This window comes from Bradyrhizobium sp. LjRoot220, from assembly GCF_964252915.1.
In the GTDB taxonomy this organism is placed as follows: Bacteria; Pseudomonadota; Alphaproteobacteria; order Rhizobiales; family Xanthobacteraceae; genus Bradyrhizobium.
In genome coordinates, this window is the sequence record NZ_CAXUPS020000004.1 from 230,774 (window position 1) to 257,001 (window position 26,228).

Genomic DNA, 26,228 nt, shown 5'->3' on the forward strand with positions numbered 1-26,228 from the left:
ATCCCATGATTCGGGGCCGAATGTGGCCCGGAATGGCGAACATACCGCCCGCCGTGGAAAATCTTTCCCGCTATCTTCCGGTTATCGTCCAGATATCCTGGCGACCGCTTCCGCCGGGCTGAGATTCTCGCGCGAGCCGTCGCTGCGCCGCTTGATCTCGAGCTTGCCCTCGGCGAGGCCCTTGGGGCCGACCAGAATCTGCCAGGGAATGCCGATCAGGTCAGCGGCGGCGAATTTTGCCCCCGCACGTTGATCCGTGTCGTCATAGAGGACGTCGACGCCTTTGGCCTCGAGCTCGCGATAAAGCGCCTCGCAGGCGGCATCGGTATCGCTGGAGCCCTGCTTCAGGTTCAGGATCACGGCGGTGAATGGCGCCACCGCCTCGGGCCATTTGATGCCGGCATCGTCATGGCAGGCCTCGATGATGGCGCCGACCAGGCGCGACACGCCGACGCCGTAGGAGCCGCCATGGATCGGCACGTCGACGCCGTCGGCGCCCGCGACCGTCGCCTTCATGGCGTCGGAGTATTTGGTGCCGAAGTAGAAGATCTGGCCGACTTCGATGCCCCTGGTGTTCACCTTCTTCTCGGCGGGCACTTCGCGATCGAAGCGTGCAGCGTCATGTACGTCTTCGGTCGCGGCATAGACCGAAGTCCATTGCTTGATGATCGGCGTCAGATCGCCGTCATAATCGACGTCATCGCCCGGAATCGGCAGGTTGAGCACGTCGCTGTCGCAATAGACCCCAGACTCGCCGGTCTCGGCCAGCACGATGAACTCGTGACTGAGATCGCCGCCGATCGGGCCGGTCTCCGCGCGCATCGGGATCGCCTTCAAGCCCATCCGCGCAAAAGTGCGCAAATAGGCGACGAACATCCGGTTGTAGGAACGCCTGGCTGCGGCCTCGTCGATGTCGAATGTATAGGCGTCCTTCATCAGGAATTCGCGGCCGCGCATCACGCCGAAACGCGGACGCTGCTCGTCGCGGAACTTCCACTGGATGTGGTAGAGATTGAGCGGCAGGCTCCTGTAGGACTTGACGTAGGCGCGGAAGATCTCGGTGATCATTTCCTCGTTGGTCGGCCCGTACAGCAATTCGCGCTTGTGGCGGTCGCTGATGCGCAGCATTTCCGGACCATAGGCGTCGTAGCGGCCGCTCTCGCGCCAGAGATCGGCGAGTTGCAATGTCGGCATCAGCAGTTCGAGCGCCCCGGCCCGGTTCTGCTCCTCGCGGACGATCTGCTCGATCTTCTTCAGCACCCGGAAACCCAGCGGCAGCCAGGCGTAAATGCCGGCCGCCTCCTGCCGCATCATGCCGGCACGCAGCATCAGGCGGTGCGAGACGATCTCCGCCTCTTTCGGGTTCTCCTTCAGGATGGGCAGAAAAAACCGCGACAATCGCATGGGTCAACTCAGGGAATCAGTGGAACAAGGGGAAGAACTGCAGTGAAACCGGATCGGGTGCGAAAATACAAGGCCGGGAGCCTCAAAAGCCATAGGGAATGCGGATTTCCGGCCGTTTTGACCGTTCATCTTGCGCCCATAATTGCGGCGCGATCAGGTCGGGATGGTGTGACATCACATAATGCCGTCGTCACCCGCGAAAGCGGGCGATCCAGTACGCCGCGGCTTTTCGGTTCTATCATCAGCATCTCTGGAATAACGGGTCGCCCGGTCGGGCGATGACGGGTGGATGTACCTTCGCGTTCTCGCGGCGCGATGCGCCCGAGCTATGCCAGAAATTCCTTGCCCTCGAAAACAGAGGGCGCAGGGAAGACCGGGTGCGCGCTGCACCCGCGGTCCCGTGTGCGGTTGGTAGATAGAAAGCTGCACACGAGCATACAGGGCAGCGGGGAACACCCGGCCTTCCCTGCGCAATGGCTTTACGGCTTATAACGAGCTCTCCCCGGAGAACGGCTCTTTTGCCTCCGTAGCGCCCTGGAAGCTATTGCCTCCAGGTGCATTGACGCCAGCACCGCGACGTCAGGACCACACGTCTTTGCCGTACGCTCCAGCACCTTTCGTCAAGGGTACCTTCGCGTCCACCGCAACCCGTCCAACGTCCGTGACGACGGCCGACGCCCTTCTGAGTAGGACGGGATGGCCAAGGGTGTACTTCAATTTGCCATTCTGGAAAAGCGAAATATTTTTTATTTTGGGGCTTGACATGATTTCCATAAATCCGAAGTGATTTGCCCGTCGGGTTGTTTTGTCGCACTTGATCGCGATCGGCGACCCCACGTTGACCTCGTCTGGCCCGGCACGCCCCGGAGGTTAGCTATCACCCCCCCTCACATCTTCGAATGATCGTGCGCCTTGTGTCCTCCAGCGCCACCGGCGGGCGCCTGCGCGCCGACACCCTGCACGTCGAACGACAGAGTGACCTTGCCCGCCTTTTCGAATTCGAGCGTGAACGGCACCTTGTCGCCCTGCTTGAACGGACCCTTGAGGTCCATCAGCATCAAATGGTAACCGCCGGGCGCGAGCTTCACCACTTTGCCCGGCTCGATCGCCAGCCCCTTGTCGAGCGGCCGCATCGTCATCACGCCGTTGTTCATCGCCATCTCGTGGATCTCGACCTTGCCGGCGATTTCGCCGCTGCCGCCCAGCAGACGGTCCGCTGCGGCGCCCTTGTTCTCGATGGTGAGATAGCCACCGGCGATCTTGGCGCCCTTCGGTGTGGCGCGGCTCCAGGCCTGGGTGATGACGAGATCGCCGGCCTTGGCATCGCCAGCCTGCGCGGGAACGGCGAACACGCTTGCGATCAGAGCGGCAAGAGAGAGGATTTGCAGAACAGGCTTCATTTGCAGAACGGGCTTCATTTGATTATCTTTCAGGTTGTGGAGGCAGAATAATTTCGCTGTCATTTCGTCGCGGCGCGCTGCTGCGCTGACCATTTTTCGAGGTCCGGTATTTCGGCCGAGCCTTCGATCGTGGTGATGGTTCCGTCCCGCCCGATCAGCAGCGTGCGGGGGATATCGCCCTGCCATGCCGGGTCGATCTCGAACCGCAGGCGCTCGACAAAGCCATCGCTGAAGATCCAGTTCTCCGCAGGCCCGAGGCCAGACTTTTGCAACATCGCCCGGGTGGCGCCGGGCAAATCGGGAACGAGATCGGCGCTGATCGTCACCACGTCGATTTCGCCGTGGTGCTTCATGAATTGCCCAAGCAGCGGCAGCTCGACCTTGCAGGGGCCGCAGGTCACGCCCCAGAAATGCACCAGCGTCGGGCGACCGGCGTGCGCACGCAACACGTCCTGCCAGCTTCCGCGCACGAACGGCCTGAGCTGAGACGGTTTCTCAGCGCCCGGTGCGGGCGCGAGAAGGGCAGCGAAGAAAATCGCGGCCAGCACATAGCGTCTCATGACTCATCTCCAATCGGCAGCAAGCGATATCCGTCGGCCTTGGTCATCCAGGACAGATAGGTCTTTTGTCCGTCGCTCACCAGCAGCGGGTGATCGGACGTGTCCGATGTCGTGGCAACCGCTGACGGTTTCGACCAGCTTTTGCCGTCGTCACGGGAGACCATCGCGTTGACCGTGGTTCTTTCGCCATCGAATTCCTTCCAGACGATCGTCGCACCGCGTGGCCCCGCCAGCACGTATGGCCGGGTGGGATTGCGATCGGACCTGCCGATCGGGAGCGGATCGGAAAACGTCCGGCCCTCATCCTGCGAGCGAGCATAAAACAGGCCCTTGCGTGCCTTGCCGTTGGTGTACCAGGTCACGTGATAGGTCCCGGCGGTCGAAATCGACAGGCTTGGCCCATGGTGCGGACACGCGGCGATCTGCCAGTCGTCTTTGCTGACGCGGCGCACCTCGCCCGGCGTTGCCGGATCAGCAAAGGTCATGATGGCGTGATCGCGAACGCCTCCTTCGAAGATATTCCTGAAGACAACAACGGGACGGCCGGGACCGGCGAACGCCAGCCCGAGCCGGCAGCACTCGCAGGTATTGTCCGTCGCCAGCCGCGCTTCGGTATAGCTCGCTCCGGCATCTTTCGAGGACGCAAAGAACAGACCCGCGCCGTCGTATTTCTTGCCACTCTGCTTCGCCGGCACGCGGTTGCGCTTGTCGAGCCAGGCGGCAAACACCGAACCGTCAGCGTCAAGGCCCAGCGCTTCGAAGCGCTGGCTGTCGTTGTTCGAGGTGATCGGCCGCAAGGCGGCAAAGCTTCCGCCACCGTCGGTTGATCGCGTGTACAGCACCTGGCCGTTGAACGCCTTGTCCCGGAAGATCGAAAACGCCAGCACGATGCCGCCGTTCTTCTCGACGACAAACTTGGGCCGCGCGTCGGGCCCCCAATCGAGATTGAGTTTCTCCTTCGTCACCTGAACCGGCGTCGAAAAGCTGCGGCCGGCATCCTTTGAGCTTGCAACGGATATCTGGCCACCGGCCATCCAGACGAGCCACAGCGTTCCATCGGCGCCGAAGGCAGGCGTGACTTTCGAAGCGCACCGCAAGATGGTCTCGTTGCACGCCGCCTCCGAGGCGTGCTGGTGGCTCATCTGCGCGGTGGCGGGCATTTGCCATAGCGTGACGCCGAGCGCCAAGGCAATCGACCCGAGCAGGCTGTTTCGAACCATGGCGTTCATCCCTCCGCGAAATCGATCGGTCATCGGAACGCCACCTTCATGCCCGCCACAAACGCGCGCGGTGAACCGGCATAGATCGAACCTGTCGTGTTCGCCAGCACGCTCGCGGGATTTTGAACGCCGGCTGCCGCGACCGTGTTCCCGATGTTGTTGGCGGACGCCACATAGGTCCGGTCGAACACGTTGCGGACTTCGAGATACAAGCTCAATGCCTTGAAATACTCGGACGCCAGATCCGTCTTGTAGTGCACATTGAGATTGACCAGTTCGTAACCGGGCGCCTTCAACAGATTGGCGTTGTCCATGTAGAACGAGTCCTTCCATTGCACCTCTACGAACGCACCGAGGCCGGCCAGCCGTCCCGACATCTCATCATACCCAAGCCGGGCCGTGAGTTCGTTGGGCGAGATGCCGGGAATCTTGTTGCCGACACGGTTGAAACCAAACGTGTTGGCGCCGCTGATAATGTTCTCGGTGTATTCAGTGTAGATTTCGTCGAGATAGGTGTAGGCCGCCGTGAATCGCCAACCCGGATGGAATTTCCAGTCGGCCGCCAATTCGACGCCCCGATGTTCGGAGCGAGGCGCATTGAAGGTGTAGCTCGCATTCGGCGGGGCCACCCCGGCGGCCGTCGTTGACGTCGCCTGCGTCACCAGTTCATCCCTGAAGAACTCATAGAACCCGGTCGCGCTGAACTTCAGCGCATTGTTGGGCGTCCAGTCGAAACCGAGGTCATAGCCGAGGTTCCTCTGGGTCTTGAGCTGGGTGTTGTTGCCGTTCTGGCCGGTGGAGACCACGAAGAGGTTTCCGACCTGCGGCGTGCCATAGCCGGTCGCGACGCGGCCACGGAACAACCACTCGCTGTTCAATTTATAGAGCAGCGCGAACTCAGGCGCGGTGTTTTGGAACTGACGATCCGCGGTCGTCGGGCTGATCGTAGGGGCTGGAAACATCGACGTTCCATAGTTGTAAGCGGTATTGATCCCCCTCAAATGCGTCGTCTCCCATCCAATCCCGGCAATCGCCATGAGCTGCGGCGTCAGCTTCAGTTCTTCCCGCGCACGAACCCCATAGTTCGTCGTGTCGCTGAACGTATTGCTCTGGAGCAAGCCCAGCCGCGCATTGCCGCCCGGCATCACGTTCCGGGTGTCACTGGACGCGACGAGCGTGTTGTAGAAGCCACCGAAAAAGGTCGTGGAATCCATCCCGAGGATTTCGCCGCGCTTGGTGATGTCGCTCGTGTAGTTGTACGACGGAAAGTCGCCGATCGAACTGGTGGAGCCGGTCGGCTGGTTGATGTTGCGGTCGTCGAACACGAACTGGTTGCGCCAGGTCGTCGTGTTGTCGAAGTCGTGCTCCCAGCGGCCGCCGACGATCGTCCGGCGATCGTTGCGCCCGAGCCCGGCCTGCACCGCGGTGACGGAACTCCTCGGCCCATTGAAGCCGTTGTTGAAGAGCGGTACCGATCCGCAGCCCGCGACGCCCGCCGCCTCGCACCCTGCCTGGAACGGATTTTGATAGTACTGGTTGAGCGACAACCGGATCGGCAGCCGCGTGCTCAACTCGTTATTGATGAATTTGACGGTGAAGCGGTCGTCAGGGGTGGCCTGCAAGGTGCCGAGGAAGTTCACGGTCTGGGTATTGAACCAGCTGTTTTGAATGTAGCCGTCGCCGCGCGCGTCGCTGGCAAACAGTGAGCCTTCGAATTTGCCGACCTTCTTGCCGGCCGCCAGATAATTGTTGAGATAGCCGAAACTACCGCCATCGACGCCGTATTCGACGCCGTCGATGGTCCCGCCCGGGCGGGTGCGGAAATTGAGCGCGCCGCCGGTCGCGTAATTGCCATACAGCGCCGATGACGGCCCGCGGATGACATCGATCGCGGCATAGGCTCGCGGATCGATCAGATCGCTGCGGGAAAGTCCGTCCGGCTGCGTGACCGGGAACCCGTCGTCGAAGATCACGAGATTTCGGATGCCAAAGCCGTTACGGGCGTTGGAGCCACGGATCGATATGCCGAAGTCGCGCGGCCCGTTGCCCTGCTTCACCGAGATGCCGGGGCTGTCGCGCAAGACGTCGCCGACCGAAAATGACGGCCGGTTGTCGAACTGGCTGCGATCGATCGTGGTCTCGGTCTGGCCGTTTGGTGCCTGGTAAAGGTTCGCGCGCGCTTCACCCGGCGTCGTGCGCGCGGCCGGCGGCACGGCAGGCGTGGCGATGATGACGCTGGGCCTGGCCCGCGCCGCCCTCGCCGACGAGCGAACGCCCGGCCGCCGCGCCACGGGTTTTGTGGCCGCTGCACGCGGCGCATCCACCGTTACCGGCGGCAATGCGGTTTGGGCGCTTGTGCTCGAAGGCGCGGCGCTAAGCGCGCAGCATAGCACCAGCAGGCTCGCGCTACCGCGAGCACGATGAACGATCATCGAATATTCCTGACACCGGCTCTAAAGGCCGGCTTATTGAACGGCACCGATCAGCGCAGCCAAGGCCGCACCGATCGTTCGAATGTTCGGTTGGTCAGGAAATGGACGGAGGGGCGCGCGCTTGCGCGTGAGAGCCGGCCCAAGAGCCGAATCGGTCTGTTGTGAATTCGACCCAGACCACATCCGCGTGCCGGCGTTCGAATACGATGGCGTCGGCGGTTTGCGGCACATCGACCGACGCCCCGGTCTGGAGCACGCTGCAGACCGAACAGCAGCCATCGTGGGCGCGATGCCCGGTCTGGTCGCTCTGTCCGGTGGCGGCGTTTGCATTGCCATGACAGATAACGGCAGCAGCGATCGGGTCGGAGGCAGCCAGGCTGGCCGCCCAGCACGCGCCGATGGGTGCAAAAATCTGCACCACCAGGGCGATCAGGACGATCGGTAGGAAATTTTTCAGCCGCCTGCGCATCGCAAATCCATCCGCGGCGAACCTAATCACCCCCGGGGTCCGAAGTCGAGATCACGTTCCCGGTTTATTCGCGCCAGTTGCGGAAATAATCGGCCATTCAGGTTGCGCCCCAGCCCCTTGAAACCGGATTACCCGACCAGCCCGACAATATTAAGCGACGGGTATTGCCGCCAAAACACAAGGAATAGTGGTGAAATCCCAATCATTTCGCAGACTGCTGGAATTTTGAACAATCGTTGCTGAAAATGGTGACAAGACGAAAAAGATGGTCTACACGTGCTGGCTCAGGCTGGCCGAAAGGTTGAAGTCTGGTGGTCCAAGTCTCGGGAGGAGCCCTGACGCGCACAAGCAGCGTCGCCTCGTCAATCAAGATCAAACCCAATTTTTTCGAGGTAAAAGGGTCGACACAATTTTCGAGCAGGGCTCCGTGCCCTGCTCTTTTTTTTCGATGATCAGTTTTTTCGACGATCACATCTTCTAAAGTCGTTCGAAGATTTTCCGAACCGCGTACATCGCCATGATCGCGTCTTCCAATCCGATCGAACGAAGCTTTGAGATTGCCGGCGAACGCTGCGCGGACCTGACGCCGCTGGTCTATGATCGCCTGTACCGCGAACACCCCGAAACACAGGCAATGTTCCGGACCGAGGGCAGCGAACTCGTCAAGGGCTCGATGCTGGCGCTGACGATCGAGGCCATCCTGGATTTCGCAGGCCCGCGCACCGGTCATTTTCGCATGATCGAGTGCGAAATTTCCTCGCACGACGCCTACGGCACGCCGCGCGACCTGTTCATCGCATTCTTTGGCATGATCGCCGGGACGCTGCGCGAGATTTTGGGCGCTGAGTGGACGCCGGAGATCGATGCTGCGTGGCAAAAATTGCTGGATGAGATTGAGCAGCTGGTCTTGCAACGCACAAGCTAGAACAAATCCCGATCGTGCCGCTTGACCGGATCGCTATCGCCACTCCCGGCCCGGATGGGTGGCGCGGGCGCGATGAGTGTGAGACACTGATCGCATCCGCGGTGCGTGCAATCGACGCCGACGGTCATAAAAATGAAAACGAGGGAGCAAGCAATGTCAGGGACGGACAAATTCTCTACGACCAGACGTGATCTTCTTCAGTCGGCGGCGCTCGCCGGCGCAGCGACCACCCTGTTCGGCGGTTTGGGCGTGAGCCCGGCACTGGCGGCCGGAGTTGGACGTTCCGAGAAACCGCTGAAGGCGGCGTTCTCCAACGCCGGCCTGCAGGCCACTTGGTGCGCACAGGGCAAGCAGGCCGCGGAATGGTGGGGCAAGCTGTTCAACGTCGAAGTCACCTGGTTCGACGGCCAGCTCGACGCGGTCAAGCAGCGCGCCGCGATCGACAACATGGCCTCGCAGAAATGGGATTTCGTCGCCATCCAGGCGTTCGGTATCGGCACCCTGACCCAGCCGGTGCAGAAGATGATCGCCGCCGGCACCCCCGTCATCGACATGGACACGCTGATCGCGCCGCTCGACCAGATCAACGTCCACTCCTTCCTCGCCCCCGACAATGAGTTCATGGGCGCCTCGGTGACCCAGGCGCTGTGCAACGCCATCGGCGGCAAGGGCAAGATCATCATGACGCAAGGCGCCCTCGGCCACACCGGCGCGCAAGGCCGTGCCAAGGGTTTTGAGTCCGTGGTGAAGCAGTTCCCGAACATCGAGGTGCTCGACACCCAGCCGGCGGATTGGGACGTCTCGAAGGCGGCGCGGCTGTGGGAGACCTATTTGACAAAATACCCGCAGATCGACGCCGCCTTCTTCCACAATGACGACATGGCGCTCGCCGCCGCCAACATCATGAAGGCGCGCAACCGCACCAACATCCTGATCGGCGGGGTCGACGCCATGCCGCCGGCGATCCAGGCGGTGAGCGAAGGCCGGATGTTCGCCACCGTCCGCAATCCCTCGTGCCGCATCCATGGCGGCGCCATCATTGCGGGCGTCGCCGCGGTGACCGCGGGCGAAAAGAGCGGTCAGGGCATTCCCAAGCACGTGATTACGGACGGCCCGGTCGTGACCAAGGCCAATGCGGCGGGCATGCAGTGGATGGAGAATCATTTCCTGATCTGAAGCCTGATGCAGTCGGAACGCTCACCCATCCTCGAATTGCGGGGGATCACCAAGGCCTTCGGCGGCGTCGAGGCGCTACGGGGGGTCGACTTTGCGCTGTTCGCCGGCGAGATCCATGGTCTCGTCGGCGAAAACGGCGCCGGAAAAAGCACGCTGATGAAGATCATCGCCGGCGTGCATCCGGAATTCTCGGGCCGGTTTACACTGGACGGAAAGGACACCCGCTTCCGGTCGACCCGCGACGCGCATGCGGCCGGCATTGCCATGGTGCATCAGGAGCTGAGTGTCGCCCCTGACCTGTCGGTGGCCGAAAATGTCTTTCTCGGCACCCAGCCGACCAACCGCTTCGGCCTCGTGCAGTGGCGGCGCATGGCGCGCGAGGCCGGCGAGCAGCTCGCCAAATTCGGCATCGACGTCGATCCGATGTCGCGGCTCGGCGATCTGCCGATCGGCCTGCAGCAACTGATCGAGATCGCCCGCGTGCTGTTCTCGGGCGCCCGCATCATCATCCTCGACGAGCCGACCTCCGCCCTCTCGCCGCCCGAGGTCGAGCGCCTGTTTACGACGCTGCGGCGGCTGCGCGACGAAGGCGCCAGCATCGTCTTCATCTCGCATTTCATCGAAGACATCCTGCGCGTCTCCGACACCGTCACCGTGTTCCGCAACGGCCGGAAGGTGGCCGAGACCGAAGCTGCCGCGACCAGCAAGGCCGCCTTGATCGAAGCCATGATCGGCAAGGGCAGCGAGGCGCTGGGCGAGACCTATACCGACGACATCATGCTGCCGCCGCCCACCAGCCGTCCGGCTGTGCTCAAGGCAAATGAACTCAGTTTGGCCCGAAGCCTGCAGGACGTCTCGTTCGAGGCCCGTGGCGGCGAAGTGCTGGGTATCTATGGTTTTATGGGATGCGGCCAGCTCGAGCTGGCGCGAATTCTGTTCGGCAAGATCAAGCCCGATAGCGGCACGCTCATTGTGGGTGGCGAGCGCAAGAGCTTCGCCAGCACCGCGGCGGCGCGGCGCGCCGGTGTGGCCTTCGTTCCCGAAAGCCGCCGCGCCATGCTGTTCCACCAGGAGCCGGTCTACAAGAACATCTCGATCAGCGTGCTGGGCCGGATTTCCGCCCTGCTCCTCAAGCCGGCGCGCGAGCGGTCCATCGCCACGCGCCAGGTCGAGCAATTGCAGATCCGGCCCGCGGCGGTCGAACTCGAACTCGGCATGCTGTCCGGCGGCAACCAGCAGAAGGTGGCGCTGGCGAAATGGCTGAGCTATCCGCCGCGCCTGCTGGTGCTGTGCGAGCCGACGCGCGGCATGGATGTGGGCGCCAAGAACGACGTCATCAACATCGTCAGGGACCTGCGCGCCAAGGGATTGGCGGTGATCGTGCTGTCGACCGAACCGGAGACGGTTCTGTCGCTGGCCGACCGCATCATCGTCTTGAAGCGCGGCGCGGTGGTGCGGGAATTTACGCATGAGATGGTCAGCAAGGACCGCCTGCTGGAAGCGGCTTGAGGAGAGATTCGTATGGCGAGCAGTGAAAGCGCGACAGTCCCGGCGGATCGCAAGCGGCCGCGCAACATCGGCAGGTTCCTGCGTTCGCAGATGCGCAACATCGCGCCGTTCCTGACCTTGATCTGCCTCACCGCCTTCTTTGCCGCCGCCAGTCCTTCATTTGCGACGCTCGACAATCTCGGCAACATCCTGACCCAGGTGTCGGTGACCGGCATCATCGCCGTCGGCCTCACCTTCGTGATCCTGTGCGCCGAGATCGACCTGTCGATCGCGAGCATCGCCAACGTCACCGGCATTGCCGTCGCCTATTTCACCCTGCAGGAATCCTACGTGAACATCGCCAACGTCCCGATGCCCGGCTGGGCCGCGGTCATGCTGGCGCTGGCGCTCTGCGCCCTGCTCGGTGTCGTCAACGCGCTCGGGCTCACGGTGATCGGCATTCCCTCCTTCATCATGACGCTGGCGATGATGCAGATCGCGGCCGGCATTTCCGCGCTGCTGGTGCGCGGCCAGATCGCCTACAAGGTGCCCGACGTGATCACGACGCTCGGATCGGGATCGATCGGTGGCATCCCATGGATCGTGATCGTGGCCGCGCTGATGCTGCTCGGCGGCCATCTGGTGCTGACGTATACCCGCTTCGGCCGCTACGTTTACATGGTCGGCGGCAATCGCGAGGCCGCGGAATATTCCGGCCTCAACGTCAAGCTGATCCTTGGCAGCGTGATGGTGATCTCGGCGGTTTGTTCAGGCATCGGCGGCATGCTCGGCGTCGCCCATTTCGGCAGCGCGCAGCAGAACGAGTTCGATACCTATCTGCTCGACTCGATCGCCGCCGTCGTGGTCGGCGGCACCAGCCTGTTCGGCGGCCGCGGCGGCATCGGCAATACCATTGTCGGCCTGTTCGTGCTCGGCGTCCTCAACAACGGCCTCGACCACGTCAATATCGACAGTTTTTTGAAGATTTTGATCCGCGGCCTCATTCTGCTGGCGGCGCTGGTGATCAATGTTTATGCGCAGCAGTTGCGGGAACGAGCTGTCGAATGACGCCGGCGTTTTAGGCCGTGAAGCCATAAATCTGCCGAGGGCAGACATTTTGCCAGAGTCCGCATTGCGTCCCGTGGACGCGACGGGTCTGTCATCTCGCCACGAAATCATCCGCGTCAGAGTCATCGTATTGTCAGCGCAAAAATTCGAGGCGCGCTTCCAATCCGCCGCCATCACGATTGGCGAGCGTGAGCGTCCCGCGAAGCGCGCTGGCAAGTTGCTGGGCGATGGCAAGGCCAAGCCCGGTGCCGCCGGTTTCGCGATTGCGCGAAGCCTCGACCCGATAAAACGGCAAGAATACCGACTTCAGATGCTCGTCGGGAATACCGGGCCCGCGGTCCGATACGGTGATCGTGATGCCGTTCGACCGCTGCGCATCGATGGCGACTTCGACATCCTCGCCGAATTTCAGGCCGTTATCGATCAAGTTGATCATGATGCGGCGCAAGGCCTGCGGGTGTGTGAGAATCGTCACCCCGCGTTCTCCGGAAAAGCGAAGAGATTTTCCGGCGTCGGAATAGTCGCAGACGAGGCTGTCGATAAGGGCATGCAGGTCGGTCTGACACCGCTGCTTGCTGAGCTCGTCGCGTCCGTGGGCCAAGGCAAGACCCTGCTTGACGAGCGTCTGCATTTCCTGCAGGTCGCCCTGCAGCCTTTCCTTGGCGTCGCTGTCACCCAGGAAATCAGCGCGCAGCCGCATGCGCGTGATCGGAGTCTGAAGACGGCGCGCTATCCCCGCCAGAATCTGGATCCGCTCCACAGCCTGCCCGGCAATGCGTCGCTGCATGGCGTTGAATGCGGTAGCGGCGCGCGCCACTTCCTTCGGACCATCCTCCGGGAGCAACTCGCCGCGCAGATCCGAACCCAGGCTGTTGGCCGCGCGCTCGAGGCGCACCAGCGGTTGTGTCGCGAGCTTCACGGCAATCCAGGTGAGGAATGCGAGAGCAAAGAGTTGAACGGCGAACGCCGTCGGCAACCAGGGCGAAATCACCGTCCTCCGTGCGACGAATTCGACCATCAACGGGCTGCCGTCCTTCAGGTGAACGAGCCAGCCCAGCCGCCGTCGATTCAGTGGATCGAGGTAGAAGATAGATTTCGCGTCGTGGCCGGCCCCCAGCATGGCCCTCAAACGCGCCAGGCTCTCTTGTCGTCGTTTGGGTGGCGCCGCTTCTATCTCTCCCCCATCTCCGAGAACGTACCGATATGTAGGTCGACTGAGGCGTTCGAGCCAGGCGGACCGTTCTTCGGGCTTGACCCGGTCGAGGATAGCGACCGCGGTCGCGATGTACCTGATGAAATAGTCATCCCCTATCTCGCGGCTGAGGCCGAAGACATTAAAGGCAACCAGACCAAAGGACAGCACATGTGCAGCCAGGAGACCGCCGAACAGGATGATCGCCAGCCGGCGGAACAGTGAGTCCGGCCAAAGACGCACCGCCGTACGCCGAAAACGGGCGCTCATGACGGCTCCCGCAATGCTTCGACGGCGACATGCGCGGTGGCCCCGGGGCCAATGTCGTCGTACTCCCGCGCCAGGGCAAGACCCTGTTTGACGAGCGTCTGCATTTCCTGCAGGTCGCCCTGCAGCTTTTCCTTGGCGTCGCTGTCACCCAGGAAATCAGCGCGCAGCCGCATGCGCGTGATCGGAGTCTGAAGATCGTGCGAGATCGCCGCCAGAATCTGGATCCGTTCCGCGACCTGCTCGGCAATGCGTCGCTGCATGGCGTTGAACGCGGTAGCGGCGCGCGCCACTTCCTTCGGACCATCCTCCGGGAGCGGCTCACCGCGCAAATCCGAACCCAGGCTGTTGGCCGCGTGCTCCAGGCGCGCCAGCGGTTGCGTCGCGAGCTTTACGGCAAGCCAGACGAAGAATGCGATAATACAGAGTTGAACGGCGAGCGCCGCCGGCAACCATGGCGAAATGGTTGCCCGCTGCCAGAAGATCTCGAGCGTCAGCGGGCTACCGTCCTTCAGATGCATGAGTATGCCCCGTCGCGATCGCGTCGGTGGATCGAAGTAGACAAAATTCGCCTCGTAGGCGGGCCCCAGCAGGGCCCGCAAACGCGCGATGTTCGCTTGCCGTCGTTTGGGTGGCTCCGCTTCCAGCTCTCCCCCATCTCTGAGAACGTATCGATAGTGCAGTCGAGAGAGGCGGTCGAGCCAAGCGGGTCTTTCTTCAGGCTTGACGTAGTCCAGGATAGCGACCGAGTCCGCGATGTCCACGGCAGCAAATTTATTCCCCAGTTCGTCTTCGATAGCCATGTGGTCGAGGACAATCAAAACGAAGGCCAGCACATGTGCAGCTACAAGGCCGGAAAACAGGATCATCGCCAGCCGGCCGAACAGGGAGCCCGGCCAAAGACGCGCCGCCATACGCCGAAAACGGGCGCTCATGACGGCTCCGGCAATGCCTCGACGGAGACTGCAAAGACGTAGCCTTCGCTGCGCACCGTCTTGATGTAGGACGGCTCCCGGGCGTCGTCGCGCAATCGCTGGCGAAGGCGGCTGACAAGAAGGTCGATTGACCGATCGTAGACTTCGGTCTCACGGCCTTGCGTCAGGTCGAGCAGCTGATCGCGATTGAGGACATGTTGAGGGTGATCGAGAAACACGCGCAACAATCGGTATTCGGCGCCACTCAACGAGACCACGGTTTCGTTGGAGTCGACCAGGAAACGCCCGGTCGTATCGAGCTTCCATTCGCCGAAGCGAAAGCGGCGGGCTTTTTCCGATGCCGCAAGGTTGCGGGGCAGCATCTCGGCCCTGCGCAAAACCGAGCGGATTCGTGCGAGCAGCTCGCGCGGGGCAAACGGCTTCGTGAGATAGTCGTCCGCCCCCATCTCAAGGCCGACGATACGGTCTGCTTCATCGCCGCGCGCCGTCAGCATCAGGATCGGAATGTCATAGGGTTGATTTGCGCGCAAGTTGCGACAGAGCGTGAGGCCGTCGTCCCCGGGCAGCATTAGGTCAAGCACGATCAGATCGACCCGGTGGTTTGCGAGAACCTCGCGCATCTGCCGGCCGTTGGCCACCGTAGTGACCCGATAGCCGTTGCCGACAAAATATCGGTCCAGCAGTTCGCGCAAGCCCAGGTCGTCGTCGACGACGAGAATGTGGTCCGAATTGCCCATACACGCCAGAGTACCCAACCGGCGAGGATAGCGACATCCTATTTTGTAACGTAATGTATCGAACCGCCGGCCCGACATGGAAAATTTCAAAACGGGCACAAGCGGAAATTCGCGGGATACATCGGACACTTCCAGTGGTGCTTCTCGTCTTTTTTGGAGGCGATATCGATGAACCTGGACAAGGACATGCTCGCCTTGCCCGCCGAGGCCAAATTGAGCGCGCCCGCGCCGTCTTGGGACGGCATTAATGTCCGATTTGGGAGAACGTCTCATGGGAATGTCGTCAAGCCTTTTTGCACCCTCAGCTATTGCTATCCTGTCAACTGCATTGTTGTGCGGCCCGAGCGGTACGGCCATGTCGCAAACCGCAACAGGCTCCGCCACCGCGCTTCCTACCATCACGGTCGTAGCGCCGAAGCCGGTGGCAAGGCCGCATAGGCCGAGGCAGGTGGCAAACCGTGTTGCATCGCGCCGGATATCGCCAACCGCTCAAACGCCGCCAAGCGTTCGAACGCCATCGGCTGCGCCGGGTCCCGTAATGGCGAAGCTTGCCGCACTTGAGAAGACCTCCAGCAATTACGCCGATGGTCCGCCGACAAGTTTCAAGTACGGCAACCAACCCTGGAATGGATGCTCCGGGTCGGCGGGTGAGTTTATTTATTCGCCAACGTGCAGAAACGTACGCAATTTCAAAACCTATTCTGATTGCAGGGAGACCGGACTGTTTTTGGGTTGGAACGACCGTGCAGTCATGTGGTATTGCAGCAGCTTGCACGCCGGGGGAAAGTTGGCCGGGGAGAAGCATCAGGTCGCCGAACTCAATCGATCAGGACGTCGCTAGTCCATACCGCCCGCTGGCTTCGCAAGTCCGGCCAAGTCCGCAATCCGCCGAAAGGGGAAGTAGATCTCGCCTGCCTAGCCGCTAGCCTTTACGCACCGAAATCCGGATCCCAATCGCGCACTTCCCGTGCCGCGTTGGTCACGGCACCGATCGAAGCAAACGACGCCGCATCCACCAGCATCGCGCGCGCCAGCCTTAGGCTACGCGCCTCGCAGATGGCGCGCCGCTTCGGATCATCGATCAGTTCGAAATCGATATTGTGCGCGAGACCGAGGATGCGGCGGATGATCTTCGCCGCGGCAAACCCGACGGTGTCGCAAAACAGCTGCGCCATATAGGCCTGCCGTTCCGCATCGAGGCGCGCCGCACCGTTAGCGCCGGCAAACAGCGTGGGCGGATAGCCGTCGCCCTTTGCTTCCGTACGCCACAACTCGACGAACTTGCGCGCGAATTCCGTCCAGACGCTTTCGACCGTCTCCAGCAGCCATGCCTCGAAGGTTCGCCTGTCACCAGGCGACGTTTCGTGGCCGCTGGAGGCCAGATAGCCCATGAGGAGGTTGCCGATCACGGCGCCGATATCGAACCCCATCGGCCCATAGAACGCGAATTCGGGATCGATCACCTGCGTCTCGCGCTCCGTCACCATGATCGAGCCGGTATGGAGGTCGCCGTGAATCAGCGCTTCCGGCGCGGCCATGAACTTCAGCTTGAGCCTGGAGACCGCGACATGCAGGTCGAGGTCTCCGCGAAAGCGCGCCGCGGTTGTGTCCAGCCACGGCGAGGTCCAGCGGTTCTGTTCGACGATACGATAGGGATCGGTGAAGATCAGGTCCTCGGTGATCTTGCACAGCGCATGATTGCCGGCAAAGGCGGCGATGCCCTGCTTCTTTTCCGCGGCGGGGACCGCAAGATCGGAGCTGAGGAACAGCGTTCGCGCCAGAAAGGTCGTGATGTCGTCGACGAAGCGCGGATAAGTGGTCCCGCCGACCAGTCCCTTGCGCATGATGATATGCGGCTCGAGAAATTCCATCGCGATCAGGGCCAGCGCCTCGTCGTGGTGGAGAACCGCCGGCACCAGCCCGGGCGCCAGCCGGGCCTGATGGGTGAGCGCCAGATGTTCATAGTGCGAGCGCGACAGCGGCAGCGGCCAGCTCTCGCCAACCAGACGCACATAGGGCAGCGCCTGCTTGACGGCAATGCTGCCAGCCCCGCCGCGCACAATGAATACGAGGTTGAGATTGCCGTCGCCAACCTCGCTGATCGACCAGCTTGCCGGCGCTCCGCCAAGTTGGCACGCGATCGCGGGAAGCTGCGCGAGATAGTCGCGCAAATCCGTCTCGCGCAGAATTCGATATTCGTCCGAGGTCATCCGCAGTCGCCTCCGGCGCCGAAAAACTGAGTTAGGCCCTACTCCCGCTCGAGGAAGTTGGACCCGATATTGGCCTTCTTCTTGATCGGATCGTAGTCGCAATAGACGCTGTCGGCGACCAGCGTGTAACCCGCGATGATGGTATCCTTGTTGAGCTTGACAGAGTTCAGGCCGATTGCGGCGGTTTGTTTGCCGCCGATCCATTTGAACGGCGTCGTGCTCTGCGCATTCTCGCAGGCGGCAACCGCGTCGGGGAAGACCGCCTGCTCGACGAAGGCTTTCACCGTGCGAAGCTGGTTCAGCGTCTTCCAGTTCATGTAGAACGACCCGCCAAGGCCGGCGGCGAGCAGGATCACCAGTGCGATCATGATGCGTTGAAAAGTCATTTCTGGTCTCCCGGCAAGCCAGCGCCTGCCGCGCTGCAAATGTGTAATGTCGTGCCGCTGGCCCTAAAACGGCATCCCCATCAGCTTGGCCAGCCGCTCGATATTCAGAAAACCCTGATGATAGGCCCACATCGCGATGGCGAAAATGACCGCCGAGATGATCGTGGTCCAGATCAGCTTGCGGCCCATCAGCGCCATGACCGGCGCACCGGGATCGGTGCCGGGCGCGCCCTCGCCGTCCTCATGCTGACTGCGGACGCCGAACGGCAGCGTCACGAACAGCACGACCCACCACAGGACGAAGTAGATCGCGAACATCGTTGAGATGTTGTAGGCCATGAGGGTTCAGGCCTGTTCGATTTCGACGAGTGCGCCGGAAAAATCCTTCGGATGAAAAAACAGCACCGGTTTGCCGTGGGCGCCGATCTTCGGCACGCCGTCGCCGAGCACCCGCGCGCCCTCGCTGATCAGCTTGTCGCGCGCCGCGATGATGTCGGGCACGTCGTAGCAGATGTGATGGATGCCGCCGTCGGCATTACGCTCGACGAATTTGGCGATCGGCGAGCCCTCGCCGAGCGGCTGGATGAATTCGATCTTGGTGTTGGGCAGCGTGACGAACACGGTGATGACGCCGTGCTCCGGCAGCGGCACCGCGCCGGAGATTTCCGCGCCGAACGCGCCGCCATAGATTTTTGCTGCTTTCTCGGCGTCCTTGACCGCGATCGCGACATGATTGAGCCGGCCCAGCATCGTTACTCCCTCCCGTACTTTCTTGCGCGTGTTCTAGATCGTCAGCACATGGACGAGGCAAATCGGCTTCTTGCCCCAGTTCTCGTTGATGACCGCCCTGACCGCACGGCGCACCGATTCCGCTGTCGCATCGGCGTCGCGCCGCCGCGCCCGCGGCAGGTTTTCGAACGTCGATACCACCACATCGAACACGATGTCGTCGAGGGGCTCGCCGGCCGTATTCTTCTCGGGGATGCCGACCAGATCAACCTCGGGATCGTCGGCCAGCTCGCCCTTGTCGGTCATGGCGATGGCGACAAAGGCACAGCCGGCAAATCCCATCCGCCGGCGCTCGACCACGGCACGCGACTTGGAATCCTCCAGGATGTTGCCGTCCTTGTAAATCCGGCCTGACGGCAATTCGTCGATGATGCCGGGGTCGCCGGGGCCGAGTTTGACCAGATCGCCGTTGCGGCAAATCAGGACTTTTGGGACGCCGGCGGTGCGCGCCAGCTTGGCATGCTCCGACAAATGCAGGGCTTCGCCATGCACCGGGATCAGCAGCTGCGGACGCACCCAGGAGATCATGTCGCGCAATTCGTCGCGGCGCGGATGGCCGGAGACATGGACGAGGTCAGTGCGGTCGGTGATGACCTCGATGCCTTGCGTGACCAGGCCGTTGATGATGCCGCCAACCGCCTTCTCGTTGCCGGGAATGGTGCGCGAGGAAAAGATCACGCAGTCGCCCTTGTTCAGCGTCACCTGCGGATGGTCGTCATTGGCGATCCGCGCCAGCGCCGCGCGTGGCTCGCCCTGGCTGCCTGTGCACAGCGCCAGCACCTTGTCGGGCGGGAAATGGCCGTAAAGATCAGCGCCGCGGAAATTCTGCACGCCTTCGAGATAGCCGGTTTCGCGGGCAACCTGCACCACGCGTTCCATGGCGCGGCCGACCACGACCACTTCACGGTCGGCGGCCCTGGCGGCGTCCGCGACCGCTTTCAGGCGCGCGACGTTGGAGGCGAAGGTGGTGACGGCGACCCGGCCCTTGGCGGCCTTTACCAGTTTCGTAATGGTGGCGGCGACCTCGGTCTCCGAGGGCGAGCGCCCGTCCCGCACCGCGTTGGTGGAATCGCCGATCAGCGCCAGCACGCCGGCGTCGCCAAGCTCGCGCAGGCGCCGCTCGTCGGTCGGCAAGCCGATAATGGGCGTCGGATCGATCTTCCAGTCGCCGGTGTGCAGCACGGTGCCAACTGAGGTGTGGATCGCCAGCGCGTGCGATTCCGGAATCGAATGCGCGACCGGGATGAATTCGACGTTGAACGGGCCGAGATGGATCCGGCCGCCTGACGGCACCACCGTGACCGGAATCTTGGGCGGATTGCGCTCGGCCGCCAGTTTGGCCTCGAACAGCGCGGCGCTGAACCTGGTCGCGTAGATCTTGCACTGCAGCTTCGGCCAGAGGTCGATGATCGCACCGAAATGGTCCTCATGGGCGTGCGTCAGCACCAGCCCCATCAGGTTGTTGCGCTCCTTCTCCAGGAAGCGGATGTCAGGCATGATCAGGTCGATGCCCGGCAGATGCTCCTCATCGCCAAAGGAGACGCCGAGATCGACCGCGAGCCAGGACCGCTGGTGGCGGTTGCCCAGCCCGTAGATCGACAGGTTCATGCCGATTTCGCCGACGCCACCGAGCGGCGCAAAGGTCAGTTCATCTGGTCTAGCCATCAGGCAGCTCCCACGGAGGCCGCCGAGCCAAAATAAACCTCGCCCGCGGCGATCGGGAGGTGTTTGCCTTCTGCGGTCCGCACAATCAGGCAGCCGGTTTCATCTATCGTGTCGAAGGTGCCCGCGATAGTCGTAGCTCCGGTCTGGATTGCGACCGGCTCACCGAGGCCGGCGGCGCGCGCCAGCCACAGCCGGCGGATTTCGGCAAAGCCGCGGCCGTTGTCCCAGATGCCGCGGAATTCAACCCAGGCGTCCGACAAGGCCGTGAACAGCTCCTCGGCGCCGACATGGACGCCGAGCGCGGCGAGCGAGGTCGCCGGCGTCGGCGTGCCCTCGGGTGCTGCGACCACGTTGGTTCCGATCCCGACCACGACGGCCAGGCGGTTGTCGGCCACGACTTCGGCCTCGAGCAGGATGCCGGCGAGCTTCTGTCGGCCGGCCAGCACGTCGTTCGGCCATTTCAGCAGGAATTTCAACGGGTCAGAACTAGCCCTTCGCATATTGGCTTCAAGGCTGAGCTTCTGCAGCGCGCTTTCGAGCGCGAGGCCGGCGGCAAAGCCCAGCGTCGCCGCGGTCGCGGGCGGCACGTCCATGACTTCCAGGATGCTGCTGGCGAGATTGCCGCGCGGCGCGATCCAGGCGCGCTGGCGGCGTCCCTTTCCTGCCGTCTGCTCTGAGGTAACGAACCACATCGAGCCGCGCTCACCCTCGCGGGCGCGCGCCATGGCCTCGGTATTGGTCGAACCGACCTGATCGAAGGCGGCGAGACGATAGCCCGCCGCTATGGCCCGGGAACCGAGCGCGAATGCCATTTAAAAAAGCGACTTCGCCGCGGCCGCGGCCACGCTGACCAACAGCCCCGGATAGACGAAGAAGAAGATCGTGAAGATGCCCGTGACCGCCAGTACCGCGCGCAATTCGGTGCGCATCGGGTCGAGTTCGCCGGCCGGTTCGTCGAAATACATCACCTTGATGATGGTGAGATAGTAGAACGCGCCGACGACGCTGGCGATCACGCCGACCACGGCCAGCGTGAACAGGCCCGACTTGATCGCGGCGACGAACACGTACCATTTGGCGAAGAAGCCCGCGAGCGGCGGAATGCCGGCCAGCGAGAACAGCAGCATCGCAAAGAAGAAAGCGAGCAGCGGATTGGTGCGCGAAAGCCCTGCAAAGTCGCTGATCTGTTCCATCGGCTGGCCGTTGCGCTTCATGGTCAGGATGACCGAGAAGGTGCCGAGCGTCATCGCGACGTAGATCGCGATATAGACCAGCACGCCCTGCGCACCCTCGACGGTGCCGGACGCCAGCCCGACCAGCGCAAAACCCATGTGGCCGATCGAAGAATAGGCCATCAGGCGCTTGATGTTCTTCTGGCCGATGGCGGCGAACGAGCCCAGCACCATCGAGGCGATCGCGACGAAGACGATGATCTGCTGCCATTGCGAAACGATGCCCGGGAATGCCGTCAGCGCCACGCGCGTAAACACCGCTAACGCCGCGACCTTGGGCGCGGAGGCAAAGAACGCAGTCACCGGCGTCGGCGCGCCCTCGTAAACATCGGGTGTCCACATGTGGAACGGCACCGCGGAGACCTTGAAACAGAGGCCGGCGAGCAGGAACACGAGGCCGAACACGATACCGACGTCGCTGGTCTTCGCAGCCGCCGCGATGCCGGCGAAGCTGACGGTGCCGGTAAAGCCGTAGATCAGCGAGGCGCCGTACAGCAGCATGCCCGAGGACAGCGCGCCGAGCACAAAATACTTCAGGCCGGCTTCGGTGGACTTGGCGTTGTCGCGGTTGCTGGCGGCGACGACGTAGAGCGCGAGGCTCATCAGCTCGAGCCCGAGGTAGAGCATGATCAGATCGCCGGCCGAGATCAGCACCATCATGCCGAGGGTGGAGAGCAACACCAGGATCGAATATTCAAAAATCCGCCGCGACGGATCGGACAGGAATTCCGCCGACAGGATCAGCGTGACGCCCGAGCCGATCAGCGCCAGGATCTTCAGAAAGCGCGCGAAATCGTCGACGATGAAGCTGCCACCGAAGGTCGTGAGCTTGCCGGCCGGCAGCATCAGCTCCAGCGCGCCGGTCACGATCAGCAGGCACACCGCGAGGGTGGTGACAAGCTTCGTCGTGCCCTCGCCGCCACGATAGGCGCCGAGCATCAGCAGCGCCATGGCACCCGCGGCCAGCACCAGCTCCGGCAACACCGGCAGCAACTGATAACCTGCACTTTGGAAGCTCATGGCTCTCTTATCCTTGACGCGTTTTCTTCATGCGAACCGGATCCCACTTCGCTTGAAAACGCTATGTTACTGCAGCAGCGCGGCTGCCTTCACGGCAGTCACGGCGGTGTTGTAATTGTTGACGAGTTGCTGAACCGAGGCCGCCGACATGTCGAGCACCGGCTTCGGGTAGACGCCGAACAGAATGGTGAGGAACACCAGCGGGAACAGCATCAGGCCTTCGCGGAAGGTCAGGTCCTTGATGCTGGCAAGCGACGGCTTGGTCAGCGGGCCGAACACCACCTTGCGGTAGAGCCAGAGCGCGTAGCCCGCCGACAGGATCACGCCGAACGTGGCGAAGATCGCGGTCGGGATCGAGACCTTGAAGGTGCCGACCAGCGTCATGAATTCGCCGACGAAGCCGCTGGTGCCGGGCAGCCCGACATTGGCCATGGTGAACACCATGAACACCAGCGCATAGAGCGGCATCCGGTTTACGAGGCCGCCGTAAGCGGCGATCTCGCGGGTGTGCATGCGGTCGTAGACGATGCCGACGCACAGGAACAGCGCGCCCGAAACGATGCCGTGCGAGACCATCTGGAACACGCCGCCGGCGACGCCCTGCGTGGTGCCGGCGAAGATGCCCATGGTGACGAAGCCCATATGCGCCACCGACGAATAGGCGATCAGCTTCTTGATGTCTTCCTGCATCAAGGCCACCAGCGAGGTGTAGATGATCGCGATCGCCGACAGCGAGAAGATGATCCAGGCGAAATCATGCGACGCCAGCGGGAACATCGGCAGCGAGAAGCGCAGGAAGCCGTAGCCGCCCATCTTCAGCAGGATCGCAGCCAGGATCACCGAGCCGGCGGTCGGCGCCTCGACGTGCGCGTCCGGCAACCAGGTGTGCACCGGCCACATCGGCATCTTGACGGCAAAGGACGCAAAGAACGCCAGCCACGCCCAGGTCTGCAAGCTCCGCGGCACGGCGGTCTGCATCAGCGTCGGAATGTCGGTCGTGCCGGCGTTCCAGTACAGCGCCATGATCGCGAGCAGCATCAGGACCGAGCCAAGCAGCGTATAGAGGAAGAACTTGAAGGACGCGTAGACCCGGCGCGGGCCGCCCCAGACGCCGATGATCAGGAACATCGGGATCAGGCCGCCCTCGAAGAACAAATAGAACAGCACGAGGTCGAGCGCCGAAAACGTGCCGATCATCAGCGTTTCCAGGAGCAGGAACGCCATCATGTATTCGCGCACCCGCATCGTGATCGATTTCCAGCTCGCGATGATGCAGAACGGCATCAGGGCGGTGGTCAGGATCACGAATGGCAGCGAAATGCCGTCGACACCCATGTGGTAGGTGATGCCGCTCGCCAGCCACGACGCCTTTTCGACGAACTGGAAATCCGGGTTCGCCGCATCGAAGCGCCAGACCAGAATCAGCGAGACCGCAAAGGTAACGAGCGTGGTCCACAGCGCGATCCAGCGCGAGTTGCGCTGGGCGGCTTCGTCGTCGCCGCGGCTGACATAAATCACCAGCGCGCCGAACAGCGGCAGGAAGGTGATGACCGAGAGAATGGGCCAGGTTGTCATCACTGGCCTCCCAAGCCGAACATGAACCAGGTGATTAGTCCGGCAACCCCGATCAGCATCGCGAAGGCGTAGTGATAGAGATAGCCGGTCTGGATCTTCACGACGTTGCGGGTGATATCGAGCACCCGCGCGGAAACGCCGTCGGGGCCGAAGCCGTCGATGACGTAGCCATCGCCCTTTTTCCAAAGGGTGTATCCGATCCACTTGGCGGGACGAACGAAGATCAGGTCATACAGCTCGTCGAAGTACCATTTGTTGAGCAGGAAGTGGTAGAGCCCCGGGTGCTGGTTGGCGAGCTCGACCGGCAGATAGGGCCGGCTGACGTAGAAGACGTAGGAGACATAGGCCCCCACCGCCATCATGACGGTCGGCAGATAGGCGATCATCGCCGGGACATGGTGCATCTCGTCGATGATGCCTGGATGCATCTTGAGGGAGTCGCGGAAGAACTCGGCCACGCCGTGCCCGGCGAACAGTTCCTTGAACGGGAAGCCGGCCAGGATCGAGCCGGCGGCGAGGACGCCGATCGGCACCAGCATCCACAGCGGCGCCTCATGGGCGGCTTCATAATGCGCCTGATCGTGCGGCTCGCCATGGAAGGTCTTGAAGATCAGCCGCCACGAATAGAACGCGGTCAGACCGGCTGCGATCACCGTCAAGAGGAAACCGTACATCGCGAACGGGTTGTGCGAGACATAGGCGGATTCGATGATCGCGTCCTTGGAGAAATAACCGGCGGTGAGCGGGAAGCCGGTCAATGCCAGCGTGCCGATCACCATCACGATATAGGTGAAGGGAATCTTGTCCTTCAGCCCGCCCATGTTGCGGATGTCCTGCTCGTGATGCATCGCGTAGATCACCGAGCCGGAGCCCAAAAACAGCAGCGCCTTGAAGAAGGCATGCGTGAACAGATGGAAGATGCCGACCGAATAGGCCCCTGCCCCCATCGCCACGAACATGTAGCCGAGCTGTGAACAGGTCGAATAGGCGACGATGCGCTTGATGTCGTTCTGCACGAGGCCGATGGTCGCCGCAAAGAACGCGGTGGTGGCGCCGAAGAACATCACGACGGCCTGGGCGTTCGGTGCCAGCTCGAACAGCGGCGACAGCCGTGCCACCATGAACACGCCGGCGGTGACCATGGTCGCGGCATGGATCAATGCCGAGACCGGCGTCGGGCCTTCCATCGCATCCGGCAGCCAGGTGTGCAGCAGGAACTGGGCGGACTTGCCCATCGCGCCCATGAACAGCAGCAAACAGGTCAGCGTCAGCGCGTCGGCATGCCAACCGAACACGTCGATGGTCTTGCCTGCCAGCCCCGGCGCGCCGGCGAAGATGGTTTCGAAATCGGTCGACTTGAGCAGCATGAAGATGGCGAAGATGCCGAGCGCGAAGCCGAAATCACCGACGCGGTTGACCACGAAGGCCTTGATTGCCGCCGCGTTCGCCGACGGCTTCTGGTACCAGAAGCCGATCAGGAGATAGCTGGCGAGACCGACGCCTTCCCAGCCGAAGAACATCTGGACCAGATTGTCTGAAGTCACCAGCATCAGCATCGCGAAGGTGAACAGCGACAAATAAGCAAAGAAGCGCGGCCGGTGCGGATCCTCGTCCATGTAGCCGATGGAATAAAGATGCACGAGCGCCGAGACGGTGTTGACCACGACCAGCATGACCGCGGTCAGGGTGTCGACGCGCAGCGACCACGCCACCTGCAGATCGCCTGAATTGATCCAGGGAAACAGCGCGATCCGCGCGTCATGGTGCATGAAGCCGACGTCGACCAGCGTGACCCAGGACAGGGCGGCCGAAACCATCAGCAGACCGGTCGTGATCAGTTCGGCCGCGCGCGAGCCGGCGGCCGGCGGCTCGGACGCGCGATGATCGTCGTGGCCGTGGTCGTCGTGACCAGGGTCGTCATGGGCCGCGGCCGCATGGGCGTCGTGCCCGTGACCATGATCGTGGTGCTCGACCTCATCCCCGCTCGGGTTGCGCGCATGCGCGCCGAAGATGGCGATCAGGCCGGCCAGAATGGCGCCCAGCAGCGGCAGAAAGACGATTGCCTGAACCATAGCTGC

Annotated in this window: 23 protein-coding genes; 5 read left to right on the top strand and 18 right to left on the bottom strand. The window is 62.4% G+C overall.

All coding sequences use genetic code 11. The features are described from left to right. Positions 1-81: 81 nt before the first annotated feature. From proS to ACSQ84_RS19470, 6 genes are all read right to left on the bottom strand, one after another. A complete protein-coding gene (gene proS / locus ACSQ84_RS19445) occupies positions 82-1,404 on the bottom strand; it encodes a proline--tRNA ligase (protein WP_436213330.1) in 1,323 nt (440 codons plus the stop codon). A gap of 887 nt (positions 1,405-2,291) precedes the next feature. After that, the gene (locus tag ACSQ84_RS19450; RefSeq protein WP_436213653.1) at positions 2,292-2,804 is read right to left on the bottom strand and encodes a copper chaperone PCu(A)C; all 513 of its coding nucleotides are present in this window, start codon (positions 2,802-2,804) and stop codon (positions 2,292-2,294) included. A gap of 59 nt (positions 2,805-2,863) precedes the next feature. Next, complete coding sequence (locus tag ACSQ84_RS19455; RefSeq protein WP_436213331.1) at positions 2,864-3,364, bottom strand: TlpA family protein disulfide reductase; 501 nt, start codon at positions 3,362-3,364, stop codon at positions 2,864-2,866. Continuing rightward, complete coding sequence (locus ACSQ84_RS19460) at positions 3,361-4,584, bottom strand: sialidase family protein (RefSeq protein WP_436213332.1); 1,224 nt, start codon at positions 4,582-4,584, stop codon at positions 3,361-3,363. The genes ACSQ84_RS19455 and ACSQ84_RS19460 overlap by 4 nt, the downstream gene beginning before the upstream one ends. Positions 4,585-4,613: 29 nt before the next feature. Beyond that, the gene (locus tag ACSQ84_RS19465; protein WP_436213333.1) at positions 4,614-7,016 is read right to left on the bottom strand and encodes a TonB-dependent receptor family protein; all 2,403 of its coding nucleotides are present in this window, start codon (positions 7,014-7,016) and stop codon (positions 4,614-4,616) included. 94 nt (positions 7,017-7,110) lie between these two features. Next, complete coding sequence (locus ACSQ84_RS19470) at positions 7,111-7,485, bottom strand: DUF2946 domain-containing protein (RefSeq protein ID WP_436213334.1); 375 nt, start codon at positions 7,483-7,485, stop codon at positions 7,111-7,113. Between the two features lie 517 nt (positions 7,486-8,002). On the opposite strand from ACSQ84_RS19470, the gene ACSQ84_RS19475 reads away from it, so the two are divergent. The 4 genes from ACSQ84_RS19475 (at position 8,003) to ACSQ84_RS19490 (ending at position 12,142) form a co-directional block, all read left to right on the top strand. Further along, positions 8,003-8,410 carry a globin gene (locus ACSQ84_RS19475; RefSeq protein ID WP_436213335.1) on the top strand — a complete coding sequence of 136 codons (408 nt, stop codon included), beginning with the start codon at positions 8,003-8,005 and terminating at the stop codon, positions 8,408-8,410. Positions 8,411-8,563: 153 nt separating this feature from the next. Further along, entirely contained in the window at positions 8,564-9,586 is a 1,023-nt protein-coding gene (locus tag ACSQ84_RS19480) for a sugar ABC transporter substrate-binding protein (protein ID WP_436213336.1), read from the top strand. Between the two features lie 6 nt (positions 9,587-9,592). Next, positions 9,593-11,095, top strand: coding sequence for a sugar ABC transporter ATP-binding protein (locus ACSQ84_RS19485; RefSeq protein WP_436213337.1), 1,503 nt, complete (start codon positions 9,593-9,595; stop codon positions 11,093-11,095). 12 nt (positions 11,096-11,107) lie between these two features. After that, positions 11,108-12,142 (top strand): ABC transporter permease, encoded by a 1,035-nt coding sequence (locus tag ACSQ84_RS19490; protein WP_436213338.1) that lies wholly within the window; start codon positions 11,108-11,110, stop codon positions 12,140-12,142. A gap of 133 nt (positions 12,143-12,275) precedes the next feature. Here the strand turns inward: ACSQ84_RS19490 and ACSQ84_RS19495 are convergent, their stop codons facing one another. The 3 genes from ACSQ84_RS19495 to ACSQ84_RS19505 are packed head-to-tail and all read right to left on the bottom strand — an operon-like array spanning position 12,276 to position 15,273. After that, positions 12,276-13,604, bottom strand: a complete 1,329-nt coding sequence (locus ACSQ84_RS19495) for an ATP-binding protein (protein WP_436213339.1) — start codon at positions 13,602-13,604, stop codon at positions 12,276-12,278. Beyond that, complete coding sequence (locus ACSQ84_RS19500) at positions 13,601-14,536, bottom strand: HAMP domain-containing protein (RefSeq protein ID WP_436213340.1); 936 nt, start codon at positions 14,534-14,536, stop codon at positions 13,601-13,603. The genes ACSQ84_RS19495 and ACSQ84_RS19500 overlap by 4 nt, the downstream gene beginning before the upstream one ends. After that, positions 14,533-15,273, bottom strand: coding sequence for a response regulator (locus tag ACSQ84_RS19505; protein WP_436213654.1), 741 nt, complete (start codon positions 15,271-15,273; stop codon positions 14,533-14,535). The genes ACSQ84_RS19500 and ACSQ84_RS19505 overlap by 4 nt, the downstream gene beginning before the upstream one ends. A 168-nt stretch (positions 15,274-15,441) precedes the next feature. Here ACSQ84_RS19505 and ACSQ84_RS19510 point away from each other — a divergent pair, with 168 nt between their 5' ends. Then, entirely contained in the window at positions 15,442-15,711 is a 270-nt protein-coding gene (locus tag ACSQ84_RS19510; RefSeq protein WP_436213341.1) for a hypothetical protein, read from the top strand. Positions 15,712-16,202: 491 nt separating this feature from the next. On the opposite strand, the gene mtnK is transcribed toward ACSQ84_RS19510, so the two are convergent. The 9 genes from mtnK to nuoL form a co-directional block, all read right to left on the bottom strand. Then, the gene (mtnK, locus tag ACSQ84_RS19515; protein ID WP_436213342.1) at positions 16,203-17,483 is read right to left on the bottom strand and encodes an S-methyl-5-thioribose kinase; all 1,281 of its coding nucleotides are present in this window, start codon (positions 17,481-17,483) and stop codon (positions 16,203-16,205) included. A 38-nt stretch (positions 17,484-17,521) separates the two neighbouring features. Next, a complete protein-coding gene (locus ACSQ84_RS19520; protein WP_436213343.1) occupies positions 17,522-17,869 on the bottom strand; it encodes a hypothetical protein in 348 nt (115 codons plus the stop codon). Positions 17,870-17,932: 63 nt separating this feature from the next. Continuing rightward, positions 17,933-18,208 carry a DUF1467 family protein gene (locus tag ACSQ84_RS19525; RefSeq protein WP_436213344.1) on the bottom strand — a complete coding sequence of 92 codons (276 nt, stop codon included), beginning with the start codon at positions 18,206-18,208 and terminating at the stop codon, positions 17,933-17,935. Between the two features lie 6 nt (positions 18,209-18,214). Then, a complete protein-coding gene (gene mce / locus ACSQ84_RS19530) occupies positions 18,215-18,619 on the bottom strand; it encodes a methylmalonyl-CoA epimerase (RefSeq protein WP_436213345.1) in 405 nt (134 codons plus the stop codon). Between the two features lie 33 nt (positions 18,620-18,652). Continuing rightward, positions 18,653-20,323, bottom strand: a complete 1,671-nt coding sequence (locus ACSQ84_RS19535) for a ribonuclease J (protein ID WP_436213346.1) — start codon at positions 20,321-20,323, stop codon at positions 18,653-18,655. After that, positions 20,323-21,135 (bottom strand): biotin--[acetyl-CoA-carboxylase] ligase, encoded by an 813-nt coding sequence (locus ACSQ84_RS19540; RefSeq protein ID WP_436213347.1) that lies wholly within the window; start codon positions 21,133-21,135, stop codon positions 20,323-20,325. Before ACSQ84_RS19540 ends, ACSQ84_RS19535 begins: the two co-directional genes overlap by 1 nt. After that, on the bottom strand, positions 21,136-22,575 hold the full coding sequence (nuoN, locus tag ACSQ84_RS19545; protein ID WP_436213348.1) for an NADH-quinone oxidoreductase subunit NuoN: 1,440 nt from the start codon (positions 22,573-22,575) through the stop codon (positions 21,136-21,138). Between the two features lie 66 nt (positions 22,576-22,641). Further along, entirely contained in the window at positions 22,642-24,150 is a 1,509-nt protein-coding gene (locus ACSQ84_RS19550) for an NADH-quinone oxidoreductase subunit M (RefSeq protein WP_436213349.1), read from the bottom strand. Further along, positions 24,150-26,222, bottom strand: coding sequence for an NADH-quinone oxidoreductase subunit L (nuoL, locus tag ACSQ84_RS19555; protein ID WP_436213350.1), 2,073 nt, complete (start codon positions 26,220-26,222; stop codon positions 24,150-24,152). Before nuoL ends, ACSQ84_RS19550 begins: the two co-directional genes overlap by 1 nt. Positions 26,223-26,228 lie beyond the last annotated feature (6 nt).

Excerpts from the sequence above, each read along its gene's own strand:
- ACSQ84_RS19505 (WP_436213654.1), bottom strand. The coding sequence starts at position 15,273 with ATGGGCAATTCGGACCACATTCTCGTCGTCGACGACGACCTGGGCTTG.
- ACSQ84_RS19525 (WP_436213344.1), bottom strand. The coding sequence starts at position 18,208 with ATGGCCTACAACATCTCAACGATGTTCGCGATCTACTTCGTCCTGTGG.
- ACSQ84_RS19495 (WP_436213339.1), bottom strand. The coding sequence starts at position 13,604 with ATGAGCGCCCGTTTTCGGCGTACGGCGGTGCGTCTTTGGCCGGACTCA.
- ACSQ84_RS19470 (WP_436213334.1), bottom strand. The coding sequence starts at position 7,485 with ATGCGCAGGCGGCTGAAAAATTTCCTACCGATCGTCCTGATCGCCCTG.
- ACSQ84_RS19455 (WP_436213331.1), bottom strand. The coding sequence starts at position 3,364 with ATGAGACGCTATGTGCTGGCCGCGATTTTCTTCGCTGCCCTTCTCGCG.
- ACSQ84_RS19465 (WP_436213333.1), bottom strand. The coding sequence starts at position 7,016 with ATGATCGTTCATCGTGCTCGCGGTAGCGCGAGCCTGCTGGTGCTATGC.
- ACSQ84_RS19475 (WP_436213335.1), top strand. The coding sequence starts at position 8,003 with ATGATCGCGTCTTCCAATCCGATCGAACGAAGCTTTGAGATTGCCGGC.
- mce (WP_436213345.1), bottom strand. The coding sequence starts at position 18,619 with ATGCTGGGCCGGCTCAATCATGTCGCGATCGCGGTCAAGGACGCCGAG.
- ACSQ84_RS19535 (WP_436213346.1), bottom strand. The coding sequence starts at position 20,323 with ATGGCTAGACCAGATGAACTGACCTTTGCGCCGCTCGGTGGCGTCGGC.
- nuoL (WP_436213350.1), bottom strand. The coding sequence starts at position 26,222 with ATGGTTCAGGCAATCGTCTTTCTGCCGCTGCTGGGCGCCATTCTGGCC.
- mtnK (WP_436213342.1), bottom strand. The coding sequence starts at position 17,483 with ATGACCTCGGACGAATATCGAATTCTGCGCGAGACGGATTTGCGCGAC.
- ACSQ84_RS19485 (WP_436213337.1), top strand. The coding sequence starts at position 9,593 with ATGCAGTCGGAACGCTCACCCATCCTCGAATTGCGGGGGATCACCAAG.
- ACSQ84_RS19510 (WP_436213341.1), top strand. The coding sequence starts at position 15,442 with ATGAACCTGGACAAGGACATGCTCGCCTTGCCCGCCGAGGCCAAATTG.
- ACSQ84_RS19450 (WP_436213653.1), bottom strand. The coding sequence starts at position 2,804 with ATGAAGCCTGTTCTGCAAATCCTCTCTCTTGCCGCTCTGATCGCAAGC.
- ACSQ84_RS19540 (WP_436213347.1), bottom strand. The coding sequence starts at position 21,135 with ATGGCATTCGCGCTCGGTTCCCGGGCCATAGCGGCGGGCTATCGTCTC.
- ACSQ84_RS19490 (WP_436213338.1), top strand. The coding sequence starts at position 11,108 with ATGGCGAGCAGTGAAAGCGCGACAGTCCCGGCGGATCGCAAGCGGCCG.
- proS (WP_436213330.1), bottom strand. The coding sequence starts at position 1,404 with ATGCGATTGTCGCGGTTTTTTCTGCCCATCCTGAAGGAGAACCCGAAA.
- ACSQ84_RS19480 (WP_436213336.1), top strand. The coding sequence starts at position 8,564 with ATGTCAGGGACGGACAAATTCTCTACGACCAGACGTGATCTTCTTCAG.
- ACSQ84_RS19550 (WP_436213349.1), bottom strand. The coding sequence starts at position 24,150 with ATGACAACCTGGCCCATTCTCTCGGTCATCACCTTCCTGCCGCTGTTC.
- ACSQ84_RS19520 (WP_436213343.1), bottom strand. The coding sequence starts at position 17,869 with ATGACTTTTCAACGCATCATGATCGCACTGGTGATCCTGCTCGCCGCC.
- ACSQ84_RS19460 (WP_436213332.1), bottom strand. The coding sequence starts at position 4,584 with ATGGTTCGAAACAGCCTGCTCGGGTCGATTGCCTTGGCGCTCGGCGTC.
- ACSQ84_RS19500 (WP_436213340.1), bottom strand. The coding sequence starts at position 14,536 with ATGAGCGCCCGTTTTCGGCGTATGGCGGCGCGTCTTTGGCCGGGCTCC.
- nuoN (WP_436213348.1), bottom strand. The coding sequence starts at position 22,575 with ATGAGCTTCCAAAGTGCAGGTTATCAGTTGCTGCCGGTGTTGCCGGAG.